This is a genomic window from Sphaerotilus sp. (assembly GCF_031429695.1).
Lineage (GTDB): Bacteria > Pseudomonadota > Gammaproteobacteria > Burkholderiales > Burkholderiaceae_C > Sphaerotilus.
Map to the genome: position 1 here is coordinate 64,473 of NZ_JANPAB010000017.1, position 20,429 is coordinate 84,901.

Annotated in this window: 19 protein-coding genes; 14 read left to right on the top strand and 5 right to left on the bottom strand. The window is 65.7% G+C overall.

Features of this window, described 5'->3' with window-relative positions; genetic code table 11:
• Nucleotides 1-42: 42 nt before the first annotated feature.
• The 10 genes from RMP06_RS04035 (at nucleotide 43) to RMP06_RS04080 (ending at nucleotide 10,333) form a co-directional block, all read left to right on the top strand.
• A complete protein-coding gene (locus RMP06_RS04035; protein ID WP_310460497.1) occupies nucleotides 43-345 on the top strand; it encodes a hypothetical protein in 303 nt (100 codons plus the stop codon).
• A gap of 98 nt (nucleotides 346-443) precedes the next feature.
• Nucleotides 444-3,362 (top strand): SNF2-related protein, encoded by a 2,919-nt coding sequence (locus tag RMP06_RS04040; RefSeq protein WP_310460498.1) that lies wholly within the window; start codon nucleotides 444-446, stop codon nucleotides 3,360-3,362.
• A 92-nt stretch (nucleotides 3,363-3,454) separates the two neighbouring features.
• Entirely contained in the window at nucleotides 3,455-5,143 is a 1,689-nt protein-coding gene (locus RMP06_RS04045) for a site-specific DNA-methyltransferase (protein ID WP_310460499.1), read from the top strand.
• Nucleotides 5,140-5,664, top strand: coding sequence for an ATPase (locus RMP06_RS04050; protein ID WP_310460500.1), 525 nt, complete (start codon nucleotides 5,140-5,142; stop codon nucleotides 5,662-5,664). Before RMP06_RS04045 ends, RMP06_RS04050 begins: the two co-directional genes overlap by 4 nt.
• Nucleotides 5,661-5,849 carry a hypothetical protein gene (locus RMP06_RS04055; protein ID WP_251675782.1) on the top strand — a complete coding sequence of 63 codons (189 nt, stop codon included), beginning with the start codon at nucleotides 5,661-5,663 and terminating at the stop codon, nucleotides 5,847-5,849. Before RMP06_RS04050 ends, RMP06_RS04055 begins: the two co-directional genes overlap by 4 nt.
• A complete protein-coding gene (locus tag RMP06_RS04060) occupies nucleotides 5,846-8,578 on the top strand; it encodes a DEAD/DEAH box helicase (RefSeq protein ID WP_310460501.1) in 2,733 nt (910 codons plus the stop codon). The genes RMP06_RS04055 and RMP06_RS04060 overlap by 4 nt, the downstream gene beginning before the upstream one ends.
• Before the next feature lie 287 nt (nucleotides 8,579-8,865).
• The gene (locus RMP06_RS04065; protein WP_310460502.1) at nucleotides 8,866-9,150 is read left to right on the top strand and encodes a hypothetical protein; all 285 of its coding nucleotides are present in this window, start codon (nucleotides 8,866-8,868) and stop codon (nucleotides 9,148-9,150) included.
• 14 nt (nucleotides 9,151-9,164) lie between these two features.
• The gene (locus RMP06_RS04070) at nucleotides 9,165-9,299 is read left to right on the top strand and encodes a hypothetical protein (protein WP_310460503.1); all 135 of its coding nucleotides are present in this window, start codon (nucleotides 9,165-9,167) and stop codon (nucleotides 9,297-9,299) included.
• A gap of 493 nt (nucleotides 9,300-9,792) precedes the next feature.
• The gene (locus tag RMP06_RS04075) at nucleotides 9,793-9,972 is read left to right on the top strand and encodes a hypothetical protein (RefSeq protein WP_310460504.1); all 180 of its coding nucleotides are present in this window, start codon (nucleotides 9,793-9,795) and stop codon (nucleotides 9,970-9,972) included.
• 142 nt (nucleotides 9,973-10,114) lie between these two features.
• Nucleotides 10,115-10,333, top strand: a complete 219-nt coding sequence (locus RMP06_RS04080; protein WP_310460505.1) for a hypothetical protein — start codon at nucleotides 10,115-10,117, stop codon at nucleotides 10,331-10,333.
• On the opposite strand, the gene RMP06_RS04085 is transcribed toward RMP06_RS04080, so the two are convergent.
• The 3 genes from RMP06_RS04085 to RMP06_RS04095 form a co-directional block, all read right to left on the bottom strand.
• Nucleotides 10,318-10,620: a helix-turn-helix domain-containing protein gene (locus tag RMP06_RS04085; protein ID WP_310460506.1), complete on the bottom strand. Its 303-nt coding sequence runs from the start codon at nucleotides 10,618-10,620 to the stop codon at nucleotides 10,318-10,320. The genes RMP06_RS04080 and RMP06_RS04085 overlap by 16 nt on opposite strands.
• 7 nt (nucleotides 10,621-10,627) lie before the next feature.
• Nucleotides 10,628-11,944, bottom strand: a complete 1,317-nt coding sequence (locus RMP06_RS04090; protein WP_310460507.1) for a type II toxin-antitoxin system HipA family toxin — start codon at nucleotides 11,942-11,944, stop codon at nucleotides 10,628-10,630.
• An 85-nt stretch (nucleotides 11,945-12,029) separates the two neighbouring features.
• Complete coding sequence (locus RMP06_RS04095) at nucleotides 12,030-15,635, bottom strand: indolepyruvate ferredoxin oxidoreductase family protein (RefSeq protein WP_310460508.1); 3,606 nt, start codon at nucleotides 15,633-15,635, stop codon at nucleotides 12,030-12,032.
• Between the two features lie 133 nt (nucleotides 15,636-15,768).
• Here RMP06_RS04095 and RMP06_RS04100 point away from each other — a divergent pair, with 133 nt between their 5' ends.
• From RMP06_RS04100 to alaC, 3 genes are all read left to right on the top strand, one after another.
• The gene (locus RMP06_RS04100; RefSeq protein WP_310460509.1) at nucleotides 15,769-16,257 is read left to right on the top strand and encodes an Lrp/AsnC family transcriptional regulator; all 489 of its coding nucleotides are present in this window, start codon (nucleotides 15,769-15,771) and stop codon (nucleotides 16,255-16,257) included.
• A 29-nt stretch (nucleotides 16,258-16,286) separates the two neighbouring features.
• Nucleotides 16,287-16,727 (top strand): GNAT family N-acetyltransferase, encoded by a 441-nt coding sequence (locus tag RMP06_RS04105; protein WP_310460510.1) that lies wholly within the window; start codon nucleotides 16,287-16,289, stop codon nucleotides 16,725-16,727.
• Nucleotides 16,728-16,967: 240 nt separating this feature from the next.
• Nucleotides 16,968-18,179 carry an alanine transaminase gene (alaC, locus tag RMP06_RS04110; protein ID WP_310460511.1) on the top strand — a complete coding sequence of 404 codons (1,212 nt, stop codon included), beginning with the start codon at nucleotides 16,968-16,970 and terminating at the stop codon, nucleotides 18,177-18,179.
• A 3-nt stretch (nucleotides 18,180-18,182) separates the two neighbouring features.
• Here alaC and RMP06_RS04115 read toward each other — a convergent pair whose 3' ends face one another.
• Nucleotides 18,183-18,959 carry a DeoR/GlpR family DNA-binding transcription regulator gene (locus tag RMP06_RS04115; protein WP_310460512.1) on the bottom strand — a complete coding sequence of 259 codons (777 nt, stop codon included), beginning with the start codon at nucleotides 18,957-18,959 and terminating at the stop codon, nucleotides 18,183-18,185.
• Between the two features lie 57 nt (nucleotides 18,960-19,016).
• Here RMP06_RS04115 and RMP06_RS04120 point away from each other — a divergent pair, with 57 nt between their 5' ends.
• Entirely contained in the window at nucleotides 19,017-19,418 is a 402-nt protein-coding gene (locus RMP06_RS04120) for a DUF4406 domain-containing protein (protein WP_310460513.1), read from the top strand.
• Here the strand turns inward: RMP06_RS04120 and RMP06_RS04125 are convergent.
• Nucleotides 19,408-20,418, bottom strand: a complete 1,011-nt coding sequence (locus RMP06_RS04125; RefSeq protein ID WP_310460514.1) for an LLM class flavin-dependent oxidoreductase — start codon at nucleotides 20,416-20,418, stop codon at nucleotides 19,408-19,410. The genes RMP06_RS04120 and RMP06_RS04125 overlap by 11 nt on opposite strands.
• Nucleotides 20,419-20,429: the final 11 nt, after the last annotated feature.

Genomic DNA, 20,429 nt, shown 5'->3' on the forward strand with positions numbered 1-20,429 from the left:
CGGCATTGACCGAACCACACGGGCACCAGGGGAGAAACAACCATGTCTCGCAGACGAAAGACCAGCGGCGCCGACGCGGTGACGGACCTCGTCGCCAAGCTGCCTTGGTGGGTGGGCGTCGTGCTCGCCATCGTGGCCTATGTCGTGTTGCATCGCCTCGCGGCGCCCATGGCGGTGACGCCGTTGCAGCCGGGCCAAGCGGGGGCGCTGGTGGTGCGGACGCTCATTCAGTCGATGGCCAGCGTGGGGCAGTACCTCCTGCCGCTTTTCTGCCTGATCGGCGCGGCGCTCTCCGCGTATCGCCAGCGCGAACGCCGGGACATTCGATCAAAGCGAAAGCCTTGACTGCGTTGCCGCCCATCCTCGGGCGGCTGATGAACAATTGCAGGTGCGCCCGCTGACGCCGCATTCCTCGCACTGACCGCACCACAAGGTTCCCGCCGATGCCACCACCGCCACTGACACCGCACCAAAGCCAATACTGCGCCTGGTTGCTGACCCGGCGTGCAGCCGGCGACACGGTTGAATCGCTGGCGTCCACCTTGGTCGATTCGCAAATCGACCTCAATCCGCATCAGGTGGAAGCGGCGTTGTTCGCCTGCAAGAACCCGCTGTCTCGCGGCGTGATCCTGGCGGACGAGGTCGGGCTGGGCAAGACCATCGAGGCGGGGCTGGTCATCTCGCAGCGGTGGGCCGAGCGGCGGCGGTGCATCCTGATCATCGCGCCCGCCAATCTGCGCAAGCAGTGGCACCAGGAACTGCAGGACAAGTTCCATCTGCAAGGCGTGATTCTGGAAGCCAAGAGCTACAACGCGCTCAAGAAGGCGGGGAACAAAAGTCCATTCCTCACCGGCGCGACAGGTCCGGTCATCTGCTCGTACCAGTTCGCGAAGTCCAAGGCCAGCGACATCAAGGGGATCGAGTGGGAACTTGTGGTGCTGGACGAGGCCCATCGCCTGCGCAATGTCTACAAGACCAGCAATGTCATTGCCAAGACGCTCAAGGACGCGCTTGGTCATGTGCATTCCAAGGTGCTGCTGACGGCGACGCCGCTGCAGAACTCCCTGCTGGAGCTGTACGGGCTGGTCAGCATGATCGACGACCGCGTGTTCGGCGATCTCGACAGCTTCCGCACCCAGTTCACCGCACAGAGTCGGGAGCAGGCGTTTCAAGGGCTGCGGCAGCGGCTGGCAACGGTCTGCAAGCGCACCCTGCGCCGACAGGTGCAGCCCTATGTGTCCTATACCGCCCGGATCGCCATCGTTCAGGAGTTCACGCCGTCGCCGGAAGAGCAGGAACTGTCTGCGCTGGTCGCCGATTACCTGCGCCGCCCGAAGCTCCAGGCCATGCCCGAGGGGCAGCGTCAACTGATTTCGCTGGTGCTGTGGAAGCTGCTGGCGTCCTCCACGCACGCCATTGCCGGGGCGCTGGAGACGATGGCGAAGCGGCTGCAAGGAAAACTCGACGAGTCTGCAGACCTGCCCGATCTGGCCGAGGAACTCGATGACGACTACGAGTCGCTCGATGAAACCGCAGAGGAGTGGAATGGGGCGGAAGGTGCCGTCGATCCCTATCGGCGTGACACCCGCGATGCGGTCACGCAGGAAATCGAGGAGCTGCGCCGCTTTGGCAACCTGGCCATCAACATCCGCGAAAACGCCAAGGGCGCCGCTCTGCTGACGGCGCTGGCCCGCGCGTTCACCGAGCTGGAGCGGCTGGGCGCGGCCAAGAAGGCCATCATCTTCACCGAGTCCAAGCGCACGCAGAGCTATTTGCTGTCACTGCTGGCGGATACCGAATACGGCGATGGCATCGTTCTGTTCAACGGCACGAACAGCGACGCCCGGGCGCAGGCGGTCTACAAGGACTGGCTCAAGCGCCACGAAGGCACCGACCGCATCACCGGGTCGAAAACGGCCGATACCCGGGCGGCGCTGGTCGAGCAATTCCGGGACCGCGGCACCGTCATGATCGCCACCGAAGCGGGCGCGGAGGGCATCAACCTGCAGTTCTGCTCGCTGGTGATCAATTACGACCTGCCGTGGAATCCCCAGCGCATCGAGCAACGCATCGGGCGTTGTCACCGCTATGGGCAGAAGCACGATGTCGTCGTGGTGAACTTCATCGACCTCAGCAACGAGGCGGATGTGCGGGTCTATGAGCTGCTGGCGCAGAAATTCCAGTTATTCGAAGGTGTCTTCGGGGCCAGCGACGAGGTGCTGGGGGCGATCGGGTCGGGCGTCGATTTCGAGCGGCGCATTGCCGAGATTTATCAGACTTGCCGCAATCCGGACACCATCCGCGCCAGTTTCGAGCAACTGCAGCAAGACCTGTCCACCGAGATCAACACGGCGATGGTCAAGACCCGGCAATTGCTGCTGGAGAACTTTGACGTGGAGGTGCAGGACAAGCTGCGCGTTCGGGCCGCAGACAGCCTGGAGGTCCGGAGCCGGTTTGAAAAGCTGCTGATGGACGTGACGCGGGCGGAACTCGCGGGGGCTGCCGATTTCGATGACCACGGGTTTTTGCTGCACAGCGTGCCAGCGGGGACGGTTGCCCAAGGGGTCGAACCGATGGCCCTGGGGCGTTATGAGTTGCCCAAGCGCAAGGAGGCCGGCGATGTGCCTGCCGATGGTGCCGCCCATACCTACCGCGTCGGGCACACCCTGGCGCAATGGGCGCTGACGCAAGCCAAGTCGCGTGCGCTGTCCGGCCAGCCGGTGCGGCTCGTGTTCGACTATGACGCGCATGGAACGCTGGTCAGCACCCTCTTGCCGTATCGAGGCCAGACCGGGTGGCTGACGCTGAAACGGGTGTCCGTGACCGCGCTGGGTCAGGAGGAGGAGCACCTGATCGTGGCGGCCTGTACGGCAGACGGTGTGGTGCTGGCGGAAAACGATCCGGACAAGTTGCTCAAGCTGCCGGCGGTGGTGGTGCCTGCGGAACTCGTCGGCGAGTCGGGCCATGCGGCGCTGCAAGCTGACGTGGAGAAACGTCTGAGTGCGTTGCTGGGCGAAGTCAATCAGCGGCACCTTGGCTATTTCGGCCAGGAAGTTCAGAAGCTCGATGCCTGGGCGGATGACCTGAAGGTGGGGCTGGAGCAGGACATCAAGGACATCGACCGAGACATCAAGGAGGTACGCCGGACAGCGGCCATCGCCGCGACGCTGGACGAGAAACTTCACTGGCAGAAAAGCCAGCGCGAACTGGAAGGCAAGCGCAGCAAACTGCGGCGTGAATTGTTCAATCGACAGGACGAGATCGAGAGCGAGCGCAACGATTTGATTGGGCAGCTCGAATCTCAGTTGAAACAACAGGTGGATGATCAGACGTTGTTCACCGTCGAATGGGGACTGTTGTGATGGTGTATTTTTCTGAAGACTTCTTCCTTTATTGAAAATAAGCTCCAAGAGCGTTACCTGAATTCCAAAGCGCCGCAACTGAAAGCAACTCCATGACCAAACAAAAACTCGAACTCACCTGGATCGGCAAGGAAAAGCGCCCGCGTCTGGAGCCTCGCATCCTGCTGGAAGACCCGTCGAAGTCGTATCACGCCGCGCATCGGATGTCGCCGGGCGATGTGTTCGACAACCGGCTGATCTTCGGGGACAACCTGTTGGCCTTGAAGGCGCTGGAGCAGGAGTTTTCGGGGCGGGTAAAATGTGTGTTCATTGATCCGCCGTACAACACCGGAAGCGCGTTCACGCATTATGACGATGGGTTGGAGCATTCGATCTGGCTGGGGCTGATGCGAGACCGCCTTGAAATCATCAAGCGCCTGCTGTCGGATGACGGATCACTATGGATCACCATAGACGATAACGAAGCACATTACTTGAAAGTTCTGTGCGATGAGATTTTTAGCCGTCAATGCTTTATTGCAAATGTCATCTGGGAAAAATCAGACTCTCCTAGAAATTCCGCACGACAATTTTCGACAGACCACGATCATGTTCTTATTTACTCAAGGAATCCTGATTGGATACCCAAGAGACTAGCAAGAACAGATGAAGCAAATTCAATTTACACAAACCAAGACTCCGACTACAGAGGGCCATGGCTTGCAGGTGATCCGTTTGCCAACAAGCCTTACTCAAAGGGTCTATATAAAATCACAGGCCCTACTGGCCGAGAATTTCAGCCCCCACCTGGGAGGTACTGGAGAATTTCAGAAGAAAAATTCTGGGAACTCGACAAAGACAACCGAATCTGGTGGGGATCCAAAAAAGACGCCCGGCCAAGTATCAAAAGATATTTATCCGAAGTCAGTGACCTTGTCCCACGAACCCTATGGTCAAAAACAGATGTAGGCAGTAATCGCACATCAAAAAATGAGATGCGACTACTATTTCCAGGTGAATCATCTTTCGACACACCGAAGCCAGAAAAGTTAATCGAGAGATTAATTAATATCGCCACAAACCCAGGGGATTTAATTCTGGACTCGTTCGCCGGCTCCGGCACCACTGGCGCCGTGGCGCACAAGATGGGCCGGCGCTGGATCATGGTCGAGCTGGGCGAGCATTGCCACACGCATGTGATTCCCCGGCTGAAGAAAGTCATCGACGGCACCGACCAAGGCGGCGTGACAGAAACCACCTGCTGGCAAGGCGGCGGCGGTTTTCGTTACTACAAACTCGCTCCGAGCTTGATAGTTAATGACCGCTGGGGCAACCCAGTAATCAACCCCGAATACAACGCCGCCCAACTGGCCGAAGCCCTGTGCAAACTGGAGGGCTTCACCTACGCCCCATCAGAAATCCGCTGGTGGCAACAAGGCCATTCCAGCGAGCGAGACTTTCTCTATGTCACCACGCAAAACCTGTCCGCCGAGCAATTGCAAGCCATCTCGGACGACGTAGGCAGCGACAACAGCCTGCTGGTGTGCTGCGCCGCCTTCCACGGCATCACCGCCGCCCAAGCCGCCGACCGCTGGCCGAACCTGACGCTGAAGAAGATTCCCAAGATGGTGCTGTCCCGCTGCGAATGGGGCCACGACGACTACAGCCTGAACGTGGCAAACCTCCCGCTGGCCGCTCCAACACCAGCGGCTGACCCAGCCACCACAGGCACCGCAACACGGCGCGGCAAACCACCCGCCGACATCGGCACCAAGGACATGTTCGGCGACAACGCCCCATGACTCCGCAGAAAAAAATCATCATCATCGCCGGCCCCAACGGCGCGGGCAAAACCACGTTCGCCCGCTCGTTCCTGCCGGCCGAGGCGCAATGCCCGCGCTTCATCAATGCCGACCTGATCGCCGCCGGCCTCTCGCCTTTCGCGCCAGAAGCCGCCGCGCTCAAAGCCGGCCGCTTGATGCTGCAAGAAATCGCCGAATGCACCCAGCGCGGCGACAGCTTCGCCCTGGAAACCACCCTGTCCGGTTTGACCTACCTGCGCCACATCCGCGAATGGCGCACGCTGGGTTACCACATCAGCCTGTTTTTCCTGGCCCTGCCCACGGCAGAAGCGGCCATTGCCCGCGTGGCAGCGCGGGTCAGACAAGGCGGTCACAACATCGAACCGGATGTGATCCGACGCCGCTTTGACGCCGGCATCCGCAATTTTCATCAACATTACCGCCCCAGCGTTCACGCCTGGGCGCTGTACGACAACGCCGGCGCCCAGCCCGTGCTGATTGAATGGGGAGAAACCGAATGACGCTACAAGAACTGTCCCAGGCCAAAGACCCGGACCTGCGCACCTCCTTGCAAGCCATCCAGCGCGCCGCCGCACTGGCCCGCCAGACCGCGTTGCAAACCGACACCGGCATCGTGATCGTGCAGGGCGAAGAAATCATCAAACTGTCCGCCGACCAATTGCGCCAGCAGGGGAAAAGCGCATGAACGACACCCGCGCGCAACACCACGTCAACGGCCGTCTGTCACTGCGCCCCCCGCAGTCCGAGTCACTCGCCAAACTGATCCAGGCGCTGTCAGCCGCCCCCGAAATGCTCGGCCACCAGCGCGACCTGACCGCCTTGCTGTCCACGCTGAAGGCCGAATTCCCAACGCTGCAAGACTTCGAGCGGGAGTTTCCTTCGCTGTGCTTCGCGCTCGCCACCGGAGTGGGCAAGACGCGGCTGATGGGCGCCTTCATCGCCTACCTGCACCTGGCGCACGGCATCAACAATTTCTTCGTGCTCGCGCCGAACCTGACCATCTACAACAAGCTGATCACGGACTTCACCCGCAACACGCCGAAATACGTGTTCAAGGGCATCGCCGAGTTTGCCCAGCAACCCCCGCTGGTCATCACGGGCGACAACTACGACCAGACCGGCGCCGTCGTGCAAGACCAGCCGGCAGGGTTCGCCCACGATGTGCGGATCAACATCTTCAACATTTCCAAGATCAATTCCGAGGTGCGCGGCGGCAAGGAGCCACGCATCAAGCGGATGAAGGAAGTGCTGGGCGACAGTTATTTTGACCACCTGGCCAACCTGCCAGACCTCGTGTTGCTGATGGATGAATCGCACCGCTACCGCGCCCAGGCCGGCATGCGCTCCATCAACGAACTCCGGCCGCTGTTCGGGCTGGAAGTCACCGCGACCCCTTTTGTGGAAACCACGCGCGGCCCCGTTCCATTCAAGAACGTGGTGATGGACTACCCGCTGTCTCGCGCCATGGCCGATGGTTTTGTCAAGGAACCGGCCGCCGTCACGCAGCGCAATTTCAACGCCAAGGACCACACGCCGGAAGAGGTTGAAAAAATCAAGCTGGAAGACGGTATCCGCCTGCATGAAAGCACCAAGGCCGACCTGCTGACCTACGCCCGAGAAAATGGCGTCAAGGAGGTCAAGCCCTTCATGCTGGTGATCGCCCGCGATACCACCCATGCGGGACAGCTCAAGACCCTGCTGGAATCGGATCGGTTCTACGAAGGACGGTATCAGGGCAAGGTGATTCAGGTTGATTCCTCGAAGACGGGCGCCGAAGAAGAGGACATGATCAAGCGGCTGCTGGAAGTTGAAAACCCGGACTCGTCCACCGAGATCGTGATTCACGTCAACATGCTCAAGGAAGGCTGGGATGTCACCAACCTCTACACCATCGTGCCGCTGCGGGCCGCCAATGCACGCACGCTGATCGAGCAATCCATCGGCCGAGGGCTGCGCCTGCCTTATGGCAAACGTACCGGCGTGGCGACCGTGGACCGGCTGAACATCGTCGCGCACGACAAGTTTCAGGACATCATCGACGAGGCCAACCGGGGGGATTCACCGATACGCCTCAAGCAGGTGATTCTTGACGCCCCCAATGCGGCCGAGAAGAAAATCAGCGTGCAGGTCAGCTCAGGCGCCATGACCGCACTGGGGCTGGCCAATACCACTGCAACCACCGCATCGGCTGGCGCCAACCAAGCCGTTCAGCCTGCCCCGTTCTTCTCTACTGAGGCGGAGAAACAGGCCGCCCGCGTGGTGATGGAGGTCATCGGGCGTTACGAGGTCAAGCGCGATCTGGTCCCGACCAGCAGCGCCTTGTTGACCCCGGAAATTCAGCGCCAGATCCTGGCCGAAGTCACCGCCCAGCTCCAGCCCAGCCAAGGCAGCTTGTTGGCAGAACCCGATGCAGGTGCCAGTGCGCCACCACTGGATATTTCCGCCGTGGTCGCACGAACCACCGCCGTCGTGGTCCAGCAGACCATCGACATTCCGCGCATCACGGTGGTGCCGACGGGTGAAGTCACCACGGGATTCCACCCCTTCAAGCTGGGAACCCTGCCCAACTACCAGCCGGGTGAGCGTGAAATCGTCGGGCAGGAACTGCGGACCAACAACCAGTTCACCCTGAACCGAGAAAGCGGCATCCGGGAAAACCGGCTGGAAGACTACATCGTCAAGAAGCTGGTGGACTTTGACGACATTGATTACTTCACGCAGGCCGAACTGCTGTACGACCTCGCCGGGCAGGCGGTCACGCACTATCAGCAGCAAAAATACGCCGACAGCGAGCTTCACCAGATTCTGGACACGTTCGGAGGCGAGCTGGCCCGCCTGATCCGTGCGGACATGCTCGCGCATTTCTGGGAGACCGCCACGGGTTACGCGGTCGAAGTCAGCCGGGGCTTCACTGCACTGAAGCCGTGCAACTACACCGCCACGGCAGGGCAGCCCGTCCTGACCATCCGCGAAACCGTGACCGATCTGGGCAAGATCAAGCAGATGCTGTTCGGCGAATTCAAACGCTGCCTGTATCCCCTGCAGAAATTCGACTCGGACACGGAACGCCGGTTTGCCGTCCTTCTGGAGCGCGACGCATTGAAATGGATGAAGCCCGCCAAGGGGCAGTTCCAGATCTACTACAAGCTCGGGGCGGAGCAGCCCGAATACGTGCCGGACTTTGTCGTGGAAACGGATTCGGTCATTTTCATGGCCGAGACCAAGGCACGCACGGACATCGACACGCAGGAAGTGCAGGCCAAGGCAGCGGCGGCAGCGAAGTGGTGCCAACACGCCTCGGACCATGCCGCATCCGTGGGGGCAAAGTCGTGGATGTACCTGCTGATTCCTCACGACAGCGTCAAGGAGTCCGAACGCCTGGGGGACTACCGGCGGTTCCAATTCAAAGTCTGATCGACAGATGCGGCGGTTTCCGCCGTTGTTGATGTACGATCCGCGTCGCTCGCACACACTGCGAGCACGGGCTTGGCAGCCCGGTAGCTTGGCGCAGCAGCCGCGCCCAACGCGGCTTTTTCACGTCAGTACGATGTGAGCTGTGCCCACGGTTCCGTCTATGGCGGGCCGTGCGGGAGGGGGCAACCCCTGCCGGTCCAAGCCCGGTCTGCCAACCCGCACGGTCTGCCGCCCCTCTCTTGGCAGGGAGGAGCAGCAGGTTCATATCCTGTCGCTTGGAGCCCTTCATGGCTGACACCCCCGTTTCCCTCGGCGCCCCCACGCCCGACGACGCCCACATCCCCGGCCTCGCCGACCTGTTCTCCGACATCGCCGCCGACCTCGACAGCCTGCGCGAACTCGTCGCCTCCTCCACCGAACCCGCCGCGGTCCACCGCGTGCTCGGCGACCTGCTGGCCGTCATCGCCTGGCGCTGCGACCTCGGCACCCGGCTGGCCGGCGGCCCCGCCTCGCAGCCCACGGCCGAAGAGCGTTTCGTCCATCCCTACACCGCCCGCCGTCTGGGCCTGTGACCGGGAGCGCGACGATGCACCACCACCCCTGCGCCTTCACCTTCGCCCGCCTGCGCCCCTGCTGGCTGCGCCGCCTCACCCTGCGCGAACGCACCTTCCGCGTCATCGCCCTTGACCGCTGGCATCCCCGCCCACCCCGCCTGAGCTGACCCCGCCCACGACGGACTGACCGACTCCGAGCGCCCCCACCACTGCGGGGCGCACGTCGGCGCTCGCACGTTTGCACGTCACGCCACAGGGGTTCTCTTCACAGACTTGTCGCCCCCTGTGCGCGTCCCGGCTCGGCGTGCGGGCCACCCACGCCGGTAGAGCGGGAACCACGAGACCGGCGACCCAGAGGCTGCAAGCTGCAACGGGTGTGGTGGGGCGTTCGGGCCTTGAATGCAGCCTGTCGCGGGCGTCGAAACCGCCCGCGACCCCCGTAGCGACCGACTGACCGACCGATGGTGCAGGTCCAGCCGTTCCGCCAGGGGCCAGCCCGACGCGCCTGCTTGGCTTCACCGCCGCGGCGTGCTGGGTCGAGGCTTGCCCCTTCGCTCCCTCCTTCCCTCTCTCCGGTACCTTGGAAAGTGCGGGCGACAAGTCCTCAGTTGGGGATTTTTCTATCGGTTTACCATCCGCGTGCCCGTTGCCAAACCCCGCATGACCTCCCCGACGATCACCCCCACCACCCCGGTATGCCTTGTCATGGCAGGCCCGAATGGCGCTGGCAAGACCACTTTCGCGCTGGCGTCCCTGCCCGCTGTCACCGCGGTGCGGCGCTTCATCAACGCCGACCTGATCTGGCACGGCGCTTTCCCCGCAGCCTGTTCAACCTGCTGACCGCCTATGCCGGCGCCGTGGACAGCACGCGCTGCTTCATGAACCGCCACACTGCGCCCGAACTGGTTTTCGAGCAGCAAGGCCAGCAGCGCCACATCTACCGCCCTGAACTGTTTGACCACCTGATGAAAGAGGCTGGCCTGTGAACAACCCGACCCCAGCCATTCCGGCCCAACCGCTCATCGAGACCGCGCAGTTGCTGGCGGCCCTGCAAGCCGCCGTCACCAGCACCCTGGACCGCAAACGCCGCCTCGGCCACTACGCCGTGGTCTGGCAGGATGGCCGCCCGGTGGCGATCGGCGAAGACCGGCCCGACACGGGCACTGATCCGCTCGACATGCCCGATCAATCCCCACCCTGATCCCCCGACACCCGCCGCACCACCCCCAGCTTCAGCCCGACGATCCCCAGCAGCCGGTTCATCGTCTGTACCGTGCCTTCGCTGCGGCCTTGCTCGATGTCCTGCACCGTGCGGTGCGAAACACCCGCCAGCCTCGCCAGCTCGGCGCTGGTCAGGCGCATGGTCGTCTTCAGGTGGCGGATCGCGTCGGCCAGCGTCCACTCAGGGTGGGCAAGCACGGCCTCGATGGCCTGGCGGCGCAGCCGCATCTGTTCACTGACGGGTAGAGGGTGGTAGCGCTTGTCCATGGTCGGTTCAGCGCAATCCGTCGAGCTGGCGGGCCAGCGACTCGATGCCGGGATGCAGCAGGGCATGCACCGCGGCAGACAGCCCCATCGCCGCGCCCTCGCGCCCGACGTCGGCCAGCGCCGGGGCCATCTGCCGCAGTCCATCGCGCAACAGTGTGCGGTCCAGCGCCGCGTGCCGCCCAGCCGGCCCAGGCTCGCTGTCTTGGCAGACGGCGTCCAGCACCCGCGACCAGTCCGGCCGCCCCGCGTCGTTGTCCACCCAGCGCATCCGCCGCCCGATGCCGTCCGGGTGCAGGAACATCGGCGCGAAATCGAACAGCGGCGACAGCGCGACGTGCCCGCTGAAATCCCGCTGCAGCGCCGTGTTGCGGGCGTGGTTGTCCTTGTTGCCCAGCGCCAGATTCGCCACGTCGCGCCGCAGGTATTCGAGCACCTCCGCCTGCGGATCCGCACAGCGCTGCACAAGCTGCCGACAGACCGCGTCATGGCTCGGCACGGCGCCGAACCCGGCCGTGCCGGTCAGCGACGCGATGCTTTCCTGGGCCAGCCGCTCGACCCCGTCCGCACCGACGCGGCGATCAAACCGAGGAATGAACAGCGCCCGCTCGCGCAGCACCAGCGGCGCGTGCACCCGCAACCCGAGCCGCTGCGCCAACCCCATGTAGACCGCCTCGTGGCGCAGGATCTCGGCCAGCGGCTCGCTGCGCCCCCGGCCGAACTTGACGATGTAGTGCGTGTGCGCCTCGGCGTCGGGCAGCGTATGGTCCAGGTACAGCAGGCCGTCTGCTGCCCTTGTCAGCAGCAGCTTCGGCCACTCGCCCTGCACACCGGACGAACCCGCCACGAACAGGCCATGTGCCCCCAGGTGATCGGTGAAGTCGCCACCGCGCTCGGCGACTTCTTCATCCGTGAAGCCGCAGCGCTCACCCGCCCGGTTGGCCAGCCACTCAGCCGCCTCGCGGATGCGCAGGTGCCCGATCGGATTCGCTGCCCCAGCCAGCAGCAGCGGCCAGTCCGCCGGCTCGGCCGCCGTCTCCGGCAGGTTCAAGCGCCGCAGCATTTCCTCCCGGCCAAAACCTTGCGGCAGCAGGTCGATCAGGAACACCGGCCAGTGCGGCAATTCCAGGGGTGCAAGCCCGACCGGAAAGCGGCAAGTGAACGCATGGGCATCGCGCGCGCCCTCATGCTCGACAGCCCAGGCCACGTCGTACCCGGTGTAGCTGTGGGCGCGCCAGCCCTGCTGCGGAGGTGCAAACAGGCTGACACTGCCCACGTCGCGCCAGGCGCCTGCAGTGAAGAGCTGGATCGTGCAGTCAGGATTCATTTGCACAGAATTCTAGTCATTCAAGACGATTCCTTTCATCTGATCTAACTAAATATCTGTGCGATTGAGGAAAAACTCCCCCCGCTCACCCCACCGTCACCGGAATCCCCTTGAACTGCCCCGCCACCGGCAAGCCAGCCCCTGCAGGCTGTGGATACGCCGCCGGATCGAAGCGGTGCAGCAACTCCGCCTCCCGCACCCGCGCCAGCGCGAGGTTGGCGAGCTTCACATGCCCGAAACCGCGCACCGTGTGCGGCACGCTGGCGATCTGCACGGCCAGCGCACGCCGCTGGGGTGACGCATCCGCCGCCAGCGTGGCGAGCAGCGCGCGCACGCGGGCCTCGTAGGCGACGATCAGCCCGCGCTCGGTTCGGCGCTCGTCCGTGTGGCCGAACGGATCGAGCGCCGTGCCGCGCAGCGCCTTGCCCTTGGCGAGCCAGCGCATCGCCGGCAGCAGCCACGCGCCGAGGCGCAGCTTGCGCGGCGGCTGGCCGTCCTTCGGGCGGGCGAGCAGCGGCGGGGCCATGTGGAATTCGAGCTGGAAGTCGCCCTCGAACTGCGCGTCGAGTCCCTGCCGGAACGCCGGGTCGGTGTAGAGCCGGGCCACTTCGTACTCGTCCTTGTAGGACATCAGCCGCAGGAACTGCGTCGCGACGGCGCGGGTCAGCGGCTGGTCGGCGCCGCCCGGCAGACCGGGTTCGCGGGCGCGCACCTCGTCCACCAGCGCACGCCAGCGCTGCGCCCACGCGGCGTTCTGGTAGCCGGTCAAGTGCGCCATGCCACGGGCCACCAGGGCGTCCAGCGGCTCGACCACGGGCGCGTCCTCGGCCGGTTCGTCCAGCAGCGCCCGACACGCCGCCGGGTCCGCCGCCGCCAGCCGCCCGAGCGCAAAGGCGTTCAGGTTGTTCTCCACCGCCACGCCGTTCAATTCGATCGCCCGCTGCATCGCCGCCAGGGCCACCGGCACCAGCCCGGCCTGCCACGCGAAGCCCAGGGCGACGATGTTCGACACGATCGCGTCGCCGAGGAAGTCCTGCGCCAGCCGCTGTGCGTCGAGCGTGCGCACCCGGTCAGCGCCAGCCGCGTGCGCGATCTTCTGCAGCAGCAGCGGCGCCTTCAGGCTCGCATCGGGGTTGTGCAGCGATTCGGCAACCGGGGTCTCGTGCGTGTTGGCGAGCACGCGGGTGCGGCCGTGGCGCACGGTCTGCAGCGCATCCGCCGAGGCGCCGACCACCAGATCGCAGGCCAGCAGCGCATCGGCCTGCTGCGCGTCGATGCGCACCTGGTGCAGCCGCTCCGGCCGGTCCGCCAGCCGCACGAAGCTCAGCACCGCGCCGCCCTTCTGCGCGAAGCCCATGAAGTCGAGCACGCTGGCGGCGCGGCCTTCGAGGTGCGCGGCCATCGCGATCAGCGCGCCGACCGTGACCACGCCCGTGCCGCCGACGCCGGTGACGAGCAGGTCGTAGGGCGCCTCCCAGACATGCGGCGCCGGCAGCGGCAGCGCGTCGATGCGGCGGCGGAACAGGCTGTCCGCCCCGGCCGCGCCGACCAGCGCGCCGACGTGCTTTTTCAGTCGCCCGCCAACCACGCCGACGAAGCTCGGGCAGAAGCCCTTGGCGCAGGAATAGTCCTTGTTGCAGCTCGACTGGTCGATGCGCCGCTTGCGGCCGAACGGCGTCTCCTCAGGCAGCACGGCGACGCAGTTCGACTGCACCGTGCAGTCGCCGCAGCCCTCGCACACCGCCTGGTGGATGAACAGCCGCTTCGGCGGATCGACCAGCTCGCCCTTCTTGCGCCGCCGCCGCTTTTCTGCCGCGCAGGTCTGCTCGTAGATCAGCACCGTCACGCCCGGCACGGCGCGCAGGCGGCGCTGCACGGCGTCGAGTTCGCTGCGGTCGTGGAAGGTGGTGCCGGGCGGGAACTGGCCGTGCTGGCCGTCGTACCTGGTGATGTCGTCGCTCAGGACAACCACCTGCCGCACGCCCTCGGCCTCGACCTGCCGCGCGATGCGGTCCACGCTGGTGACGCCGTCCACCGGCTGGCCGCCGGTCATCGCCACCGCGTCGTTGTAGAGGATCTTGTAGGTCAGCGTCGCCTTGGCCGCCACGGCCTGCCGGATCGCGAGGTAGCCGGAGTGGTAGTAGGTGCCGTCGCCGAGGTTCTGGAAGACGTGCGGCTCGCGGGTGAACATCGCGTGCGAGACCCAGTCCACGCCCTCGCCGCCCATCTGGATCAGGCCCTCGGTGTCGCGGTCCATCCAGGTCGCCATGAAGTGGCAGCCGATGCCGGCCTGCGCCCGTGAACCCTCGGGCACTTTCGTGGACGTGTTGTGCGGACAGCCGGCGCAGAAATACGGCGCCCGCCGCACGCCGTCGGCGTCGTTGTGCAGCAGCGCCGGCAGCGTGAAATCGACGACGAGGTGGCGCCGGTCCAGCGCCGGAAACCGCTCGGCCACCCAGCGCGCGACCAGTTCGATCAGCCGCGACGGCCGCAGCTCGCCAAGTGCCGACACCAGCGGCTGGCCCGCCGCGTCGCGCTTGCCGAGCAGGGCGGGGCGCTGGTCGGCAGGCGCGTTGTAGAACAGCTCGCGCAACTGCGTCTCCACCACCGGCCCCTTTTCCTCGATGACGAGGATCTCGCGCAGCCCTGCGGCGAAGTCGGTCAGCCGCGTCGGCTCCACCGGGTAAGTCAGCCCGACCTTGTAGAGCCGCAGTCCGGCCGCGGCAAGCTGCTCCGGCAACAGGTCGAGCCGGCGGAAGACTTCCATCAGATCGACATGCGCCTTGCCCGCGGTGACGATGCCGAACGTGGCGCGCTCGGACGCGATCACCGTGCGGTCGATCGGGTTGACGCGGGCGAAGGCACGCACCGCATCGAGCTTGGCGTGCAGCCGCGCCTCGATGGTCAGCGAGGGCAGGTCGGGCCAGCGGTAGTGCAGCCCGTCGGCGGGCGGCGTGTAGCCGGTGCGGGCGCGCACGGTGTCAGCGTCCTGCCAGGCGGACACGCGCTGCGCGAGCGGGTCGAGGTCCACCGTCGTGGCGCTTTCCACCACCTCCGACAGCGCCGTGACCCCGACCCACGCGCCCGAGAACCGCGACAGCGCCCAGCCGTAGAGCCCGAACTCCAGCATCTCCGCCACCGTCGCGGGCGACACGGTCGGCACGCTCCACGCCTGGAAGGCCTGGTCGCTCTGGTGCGGCGTCGAGGACGACACGCAGCCGTGGTCATCGCCCGCGACGACCAGCACGCCGCCGTGCGGGGACGAGCCGTAGGCGTTGCCGTGCTTGAGCGCGTCGCCAGCCCGGTCCACGCCCGGCCCCTTGCCATACCAGAGCGCGAACACGCCTTCGACCGTGCGCTGCGGGTCGGCCTCGACGCGCTGCGTGCCGAGCACGGCGGTGGCGGCCAGCTCCTCGTTGATCGCGGGCAGGAAGCGGATGCCGAGTTCGTCCAGCCGCGGCTGCGCCTTCCACACCTGCTGGTCGACCATGCCGAGCGGCGAGCCGCGGTAGCCGCTGATGAAGCCGGCGGTGTGCAGGCCGCGCTGCGTGTCGAGGCCTTTCTGCATCGCCATCAGCCGCACCAGGGCCTGCGTGCCGGTGAGAAAGACCGTGCCCGCGGTGCCCCACAGGTTGTCGGTCAGGCGGTAGTCGGTGCGCAGCGCAGGGGCCGGGTTCAGCAGGGTGGTCATTCAAGTCTCCGTCGATCGCATGGATCGTCTTGTCGGAAAACTTTAGAGGCTGGCGCCCGTCGATTGGTTCTTTTCTTCCCTTGGTTTCGCTATAAATCGGAATGTGCAGACCCATTGCTGCGGAGACAGGCGAATGAACGAACTTGACCGCCGCGACGCCCTGATCCTGACCGAGCTGCAGCGCGACTCGCGCCAGTCCATCGCCCAGATCGCCGAACGCACCGGCCTGTCCACGACGCCGTGCTGGAAGCGGCTGCGCGAGCTGGAGGCACGCAGCGTCATCACCGGCTACACCGCGCTGGTGGACCGCGAGCAGGTCGGGCTCGGGCTGTGCGTGATCGCCGAGGTCAACCTCTCGCCGCACACCGAGGACACGGTGCAGCGTTTCGAGCGCGAGGTCGCCGCCTGCCCGCCGATCGTGAGCTGCTACAGCACGACCGGGCAGAGCGACTACGTGATGCGCGTGCTGGTGCGCGACATCAAGGCGTATGACCGCTTCCTGCACGACACGGTGTTCAAGCTGCCGGGGGTCACGCATGTGCGGTCGAGCATGGTGCTGCGGGAGGTGAAGGCGCAGGGACGGCTGCCGATCGAGGTGCCGGGGAGCGGCTCGCTACCATGACCCACTCATCCCTGAACGGAAGGTTCCGCATGCTGATCCGACTCGCACGCCCCGATGACCACGCGCAGTGGCTGCCGCTCTGGAAGGGCTACCAAGCCTTCTACCGCACCGATCTCCCGGACCAGGTCACCGCGACGACCTGGGAGCGCTTCCACACGGCGGACGAGCCGATGCACTGCGCCGTCGCCGAGATCGACGGCCAGCTGGTGGGGATCGTCCACTACCTCTACCACCGCAGCTGCTGGACCACCGGCGACTACTGCTACCTGCAGGACCTCTACGCTGCGCCCGAGCACCGCGGCCAGGGCATCGGCCGGGCGCTGATCGAGTATGTCTACGCCACCGCAGCGCAGGCCGGAGCGTCGCGCGTGCATTGGCTGACCCACGAGACCAATCTCGACGCGATGCGGTTGTACGACCGGATCGCCGACAAGAGCGGCTTCGTGCAGTACCGCAAGCTGATGGGTTGAGGCTGCGGCCGGCCCGGATGGACGGGCATCTCGCTGGATTGAGGCCCCGGGGCATGTGGTCACCGTTTCTCCAGTCGCTGTGGATGGCGTGGTCGCTGTGGCAGGTGGTCGCGGCGGTGCGGTGATCTGCGGACGGCGGGCGGGCGAAAACGCCGGCACCGCTGCTAACATGGCCCCCGGCTGCCCAGCAGCCAACGTCGCTCGGACGGTTCCGGGCGCTTACGTGAAAGCCACTGCCAAATGTCTTCCAGCTCTTCCTCGGGCAAGCGCCGCTTTGCGCGCATCGATCGCCTTCCCCCCTACGTCTTCAACATCACGGCCGAGCTGAAGCTCGCCGCGCGCCGCCGTGGCGAGGACATCATCGACCTCAGCATGGGCAACCCCGACGGCGCCACCCCCGCGCACATCGTCGCCAAGCTCACCGAGGTCGCCCAGCGCCCCGACACCCACGGCTACTCGGCCAGCAAGGGCATTCCGCGCCTGCGCCGCGCGATCTCGCACTGGTACAAGGACCGCTACGCCGTCGACATCGACCCGGACAGCGAGGCCATCGTCACCATCGGTTCGAAGGAAGGGCTGGCGCACCTGATGCTCGCCACCCTCGACCGCGGCGACACCGTGCTGGTGCCGGATCCGAGCTACCCGATCCACATCTACGGCGCGGTGATCGCGGGCGCGGACATCCGCTCGGTGCCGAACGTGCCGGGCGTGGACTTCTTCGCCGAGCTGGAAAAGGCCATCCGCGGCAGCTACCCGAAGCCGAAGATGATGGTGCTCGGCTTCCCGAGCAACCCGACGGCGCAGTGTGTCGAGCTGGAGTTCTTCGAGCGCGTCATCGCGCTGGCCAAGAAACACGAGATCCTCGTCGTGCATGACCTGGCCTACGCCGACATCTGCTTCGACGGCTGGAAGGCGCCGTCGATCCTGCAGGTACCCGGCGCCAAGGACATCGCGGTCGAGTTCTTCACGCTGAGCAAGAGCTACAACATGGCCGGCTGGCGCATCGGCTTCATGGTCGGCAACCCGGACCTCGTCGCCGCGCTGGCGCGCATCAAGAGCTACCACGACTACGGCACGTTCACGCCGCTGCAGGTGGCGGCCATCGCCGCGCTGGAAGGCGACCAGCAGTGCGTGAAGGACATCGCCGCGACCTACCAGAAGCGCCGCGACGTGCTGGTGAAGGGCCTGCGCGAGATCGGCTGGGACGTCGAATGCCCGAAGGCGTCGATGTACATCTGGGCGAAGATCCCCGAGCGGTATGCCCACCTTGGCTCGCTCGAATTCGCCAAGCGGTTGCTGGAGAAGGCCAAGGTCTGCGTCTCGCCGGGCATCGGCTTCGGCGACCACGGCGATGACCATGTGCGGTTCGCGCTGATCGAGAACGAGGGGCGGATCCGGCAGGCGGTGCGGGGGATCAAGGCGATGTTCAAGGCCGATGGCCTGAGCGGCTGATCCTCACGCCCGCAACACGCCGATCCCGAGCGCCCGCAGCGGACCCACGACCCCCTCCGGCGTGTCCGCTGCGACCACCAGCGTCGCCACCTCCGCCGCCGGCGCGATCACATACGCCGACGCCGCCCCCAGCTTCTCCGGCGACGCCATCACCACCGTCTCGGCTGCACGTTCGTGCAAGGCCCGCTTGATGGCCGCTTCCTCGAAATCGCCCGTGCTCAACCCCGCCTCGGCGTGGATGCCCGTGACGCCCATGAAGTAGAGATCCGCCCGGATGTGGCGCACGGCCTCGATCGTGGTCGCGCCCACCGTGACCATCGAGTGCTTGAACAGCCGGCCGCCGAGCAGGATGACCTCGATGTGCGGGTGGTCGCCGCGCTCGCCGAGTTCGACCGCGATGGTCGGGCTGTGGGTGACGACCGTGGCGCGCAACTCGGGCGGCAGGGCGCGGGCCAGCGCCGCCGTGGTCGTGCCGCCATCGAGCAAGACCACCTGCCCCGGCTGGACCAGCGCCGCCGCCCGCCGCGCCAGCGCCTGTTTCGCATCCGGCGCCACCTGCCGGCGCACCGCCATGTCGCCGATCGCCGCCGACGCCGGCAGCGCGCCGCCATGCACCCGCTGCAACCGGCCTTCGCGCGCCAGTTCGCGCAGGTCGCGGCGGACCGTGTCCTCGGAGGTCTGCAGCTCCTCGCTGAGCGCCTTGGCGACGACCTGCCCGTCGCGGGCAAGGCGCTGGAGGATGAACTGCTGGCGTTGGCGGGTGAGGAGGGTCGTGGACATGGTGCCGGGATCATAGTAGATTGCACGAACATTCACGTTTATGCACGAGCCTGCACGATGACAACCGCCAACACACCCACGACCCCCACCACCGACCGAACGCTGCTGATCCTGATCGCCGGCCCCTACCTCTCCGGCACCGACGGCGACCCGCAGCGCATCGCCGCGAACATGGCCCGCATGGAAGCCACCGCGCTGCCGCTGTACGAGCGCGGGCACCTGGCGATGATCGGCGAGTGGGTGGCGCTGCCGATCATCCACGCGGCGGGTGGACAGGAACACGGCGACGCGGTGTTCCACCAGTACCAATACCCGGTGGCGGAGCGGCTGCTGTCGCGCTGCGACGCGGTGCTGCGGATTCCCGGCGCATCGCGCGGGGCGGACCAGGACGTGGCGCACGCCCGCGCACGCGGTCTGCCGGTCTACGAACACATCGAGGACGTGCCGCTCAAAGTTTGACGGCGGGCACCACGTTGGCGGCGCACTGCGCGATCAGTTCGTAGGAGCGCAGCCGCGCCGCGTGGTCGTGCATGGCGCCGGCGATGATGAGTTCGTCCGCGCCCGTGCGTTCGACCAAGGCCCGCAGCCCCTGCGTCACCGTTTCCGGCGAGCCGACCACCGCCACCGACAGCATCCGCTCGACCTGCCTGCGCTCGACCGGACTCCACAGCGCGTCCATGTTGTCCACAGGTGGCGGCAGCGGGCCACGCTGGCCGCGCACCATGCCGAGGAAGCGTTGCTGCAGCGATGTGAATAACTTTTGCGCTTCAGTGTCGGTGTCGGCCGCGATCACGTTGGTGCCAACCATCGCGTAGGGCTGTGGATAACTTACCGAGGGCCGGTAGGTGCTGCGGTAGATATCCAGTGCCTGCATCAGCAAGTCCGGCGCGAAATGCGAGGCGAAGGCGAACGGACGACCCAGGTAGGCGGCCAGTTGCGCACCGTAGAGCGACGATCCGAGCAACCAGATCGGCACGTGCGTGCCTGTGCCGGGGATGGCCTGCACGGTCTGGCCAGCTTCCGGCTCGCCGAGGTAGCGCTGCAGTTCCATCACATCTTGTGGAAAACTGTCCTCGTCGCTGCTGTGCTGGTGGCGACGCATTGCGCGCGCGGTGGCCTGGTCGGTGCCGGGTGCGCGGCCGAGGCCAAGATCGATGCGGCCGGGGTACAGCGTGGCCAGCGTGCCGAACTGTTCGGCGACGACCAGCGGCGCATGGTTCGGCAGCATCACCCCGCCGGAGCCGACGCGGATCGTCGCCGTGCCGCCTGCGATGTAGCCGATCAGCACGGCGGTGGCGGAGCAGGCCAGCCCGGCCATGTTGTGGTGTTCGGCGAGCCAGTAGCGGCGGTAGCCCCAGCGTTCGGCGTGCTGCGCGAGGTCGAGAGCGTGGCGCAGCGCGGTCGCGGCATCACTGCCTTGGGCGATGGGGGCGAGGTCGAGGACGGAAACGGCGATCATGTGGACATCTT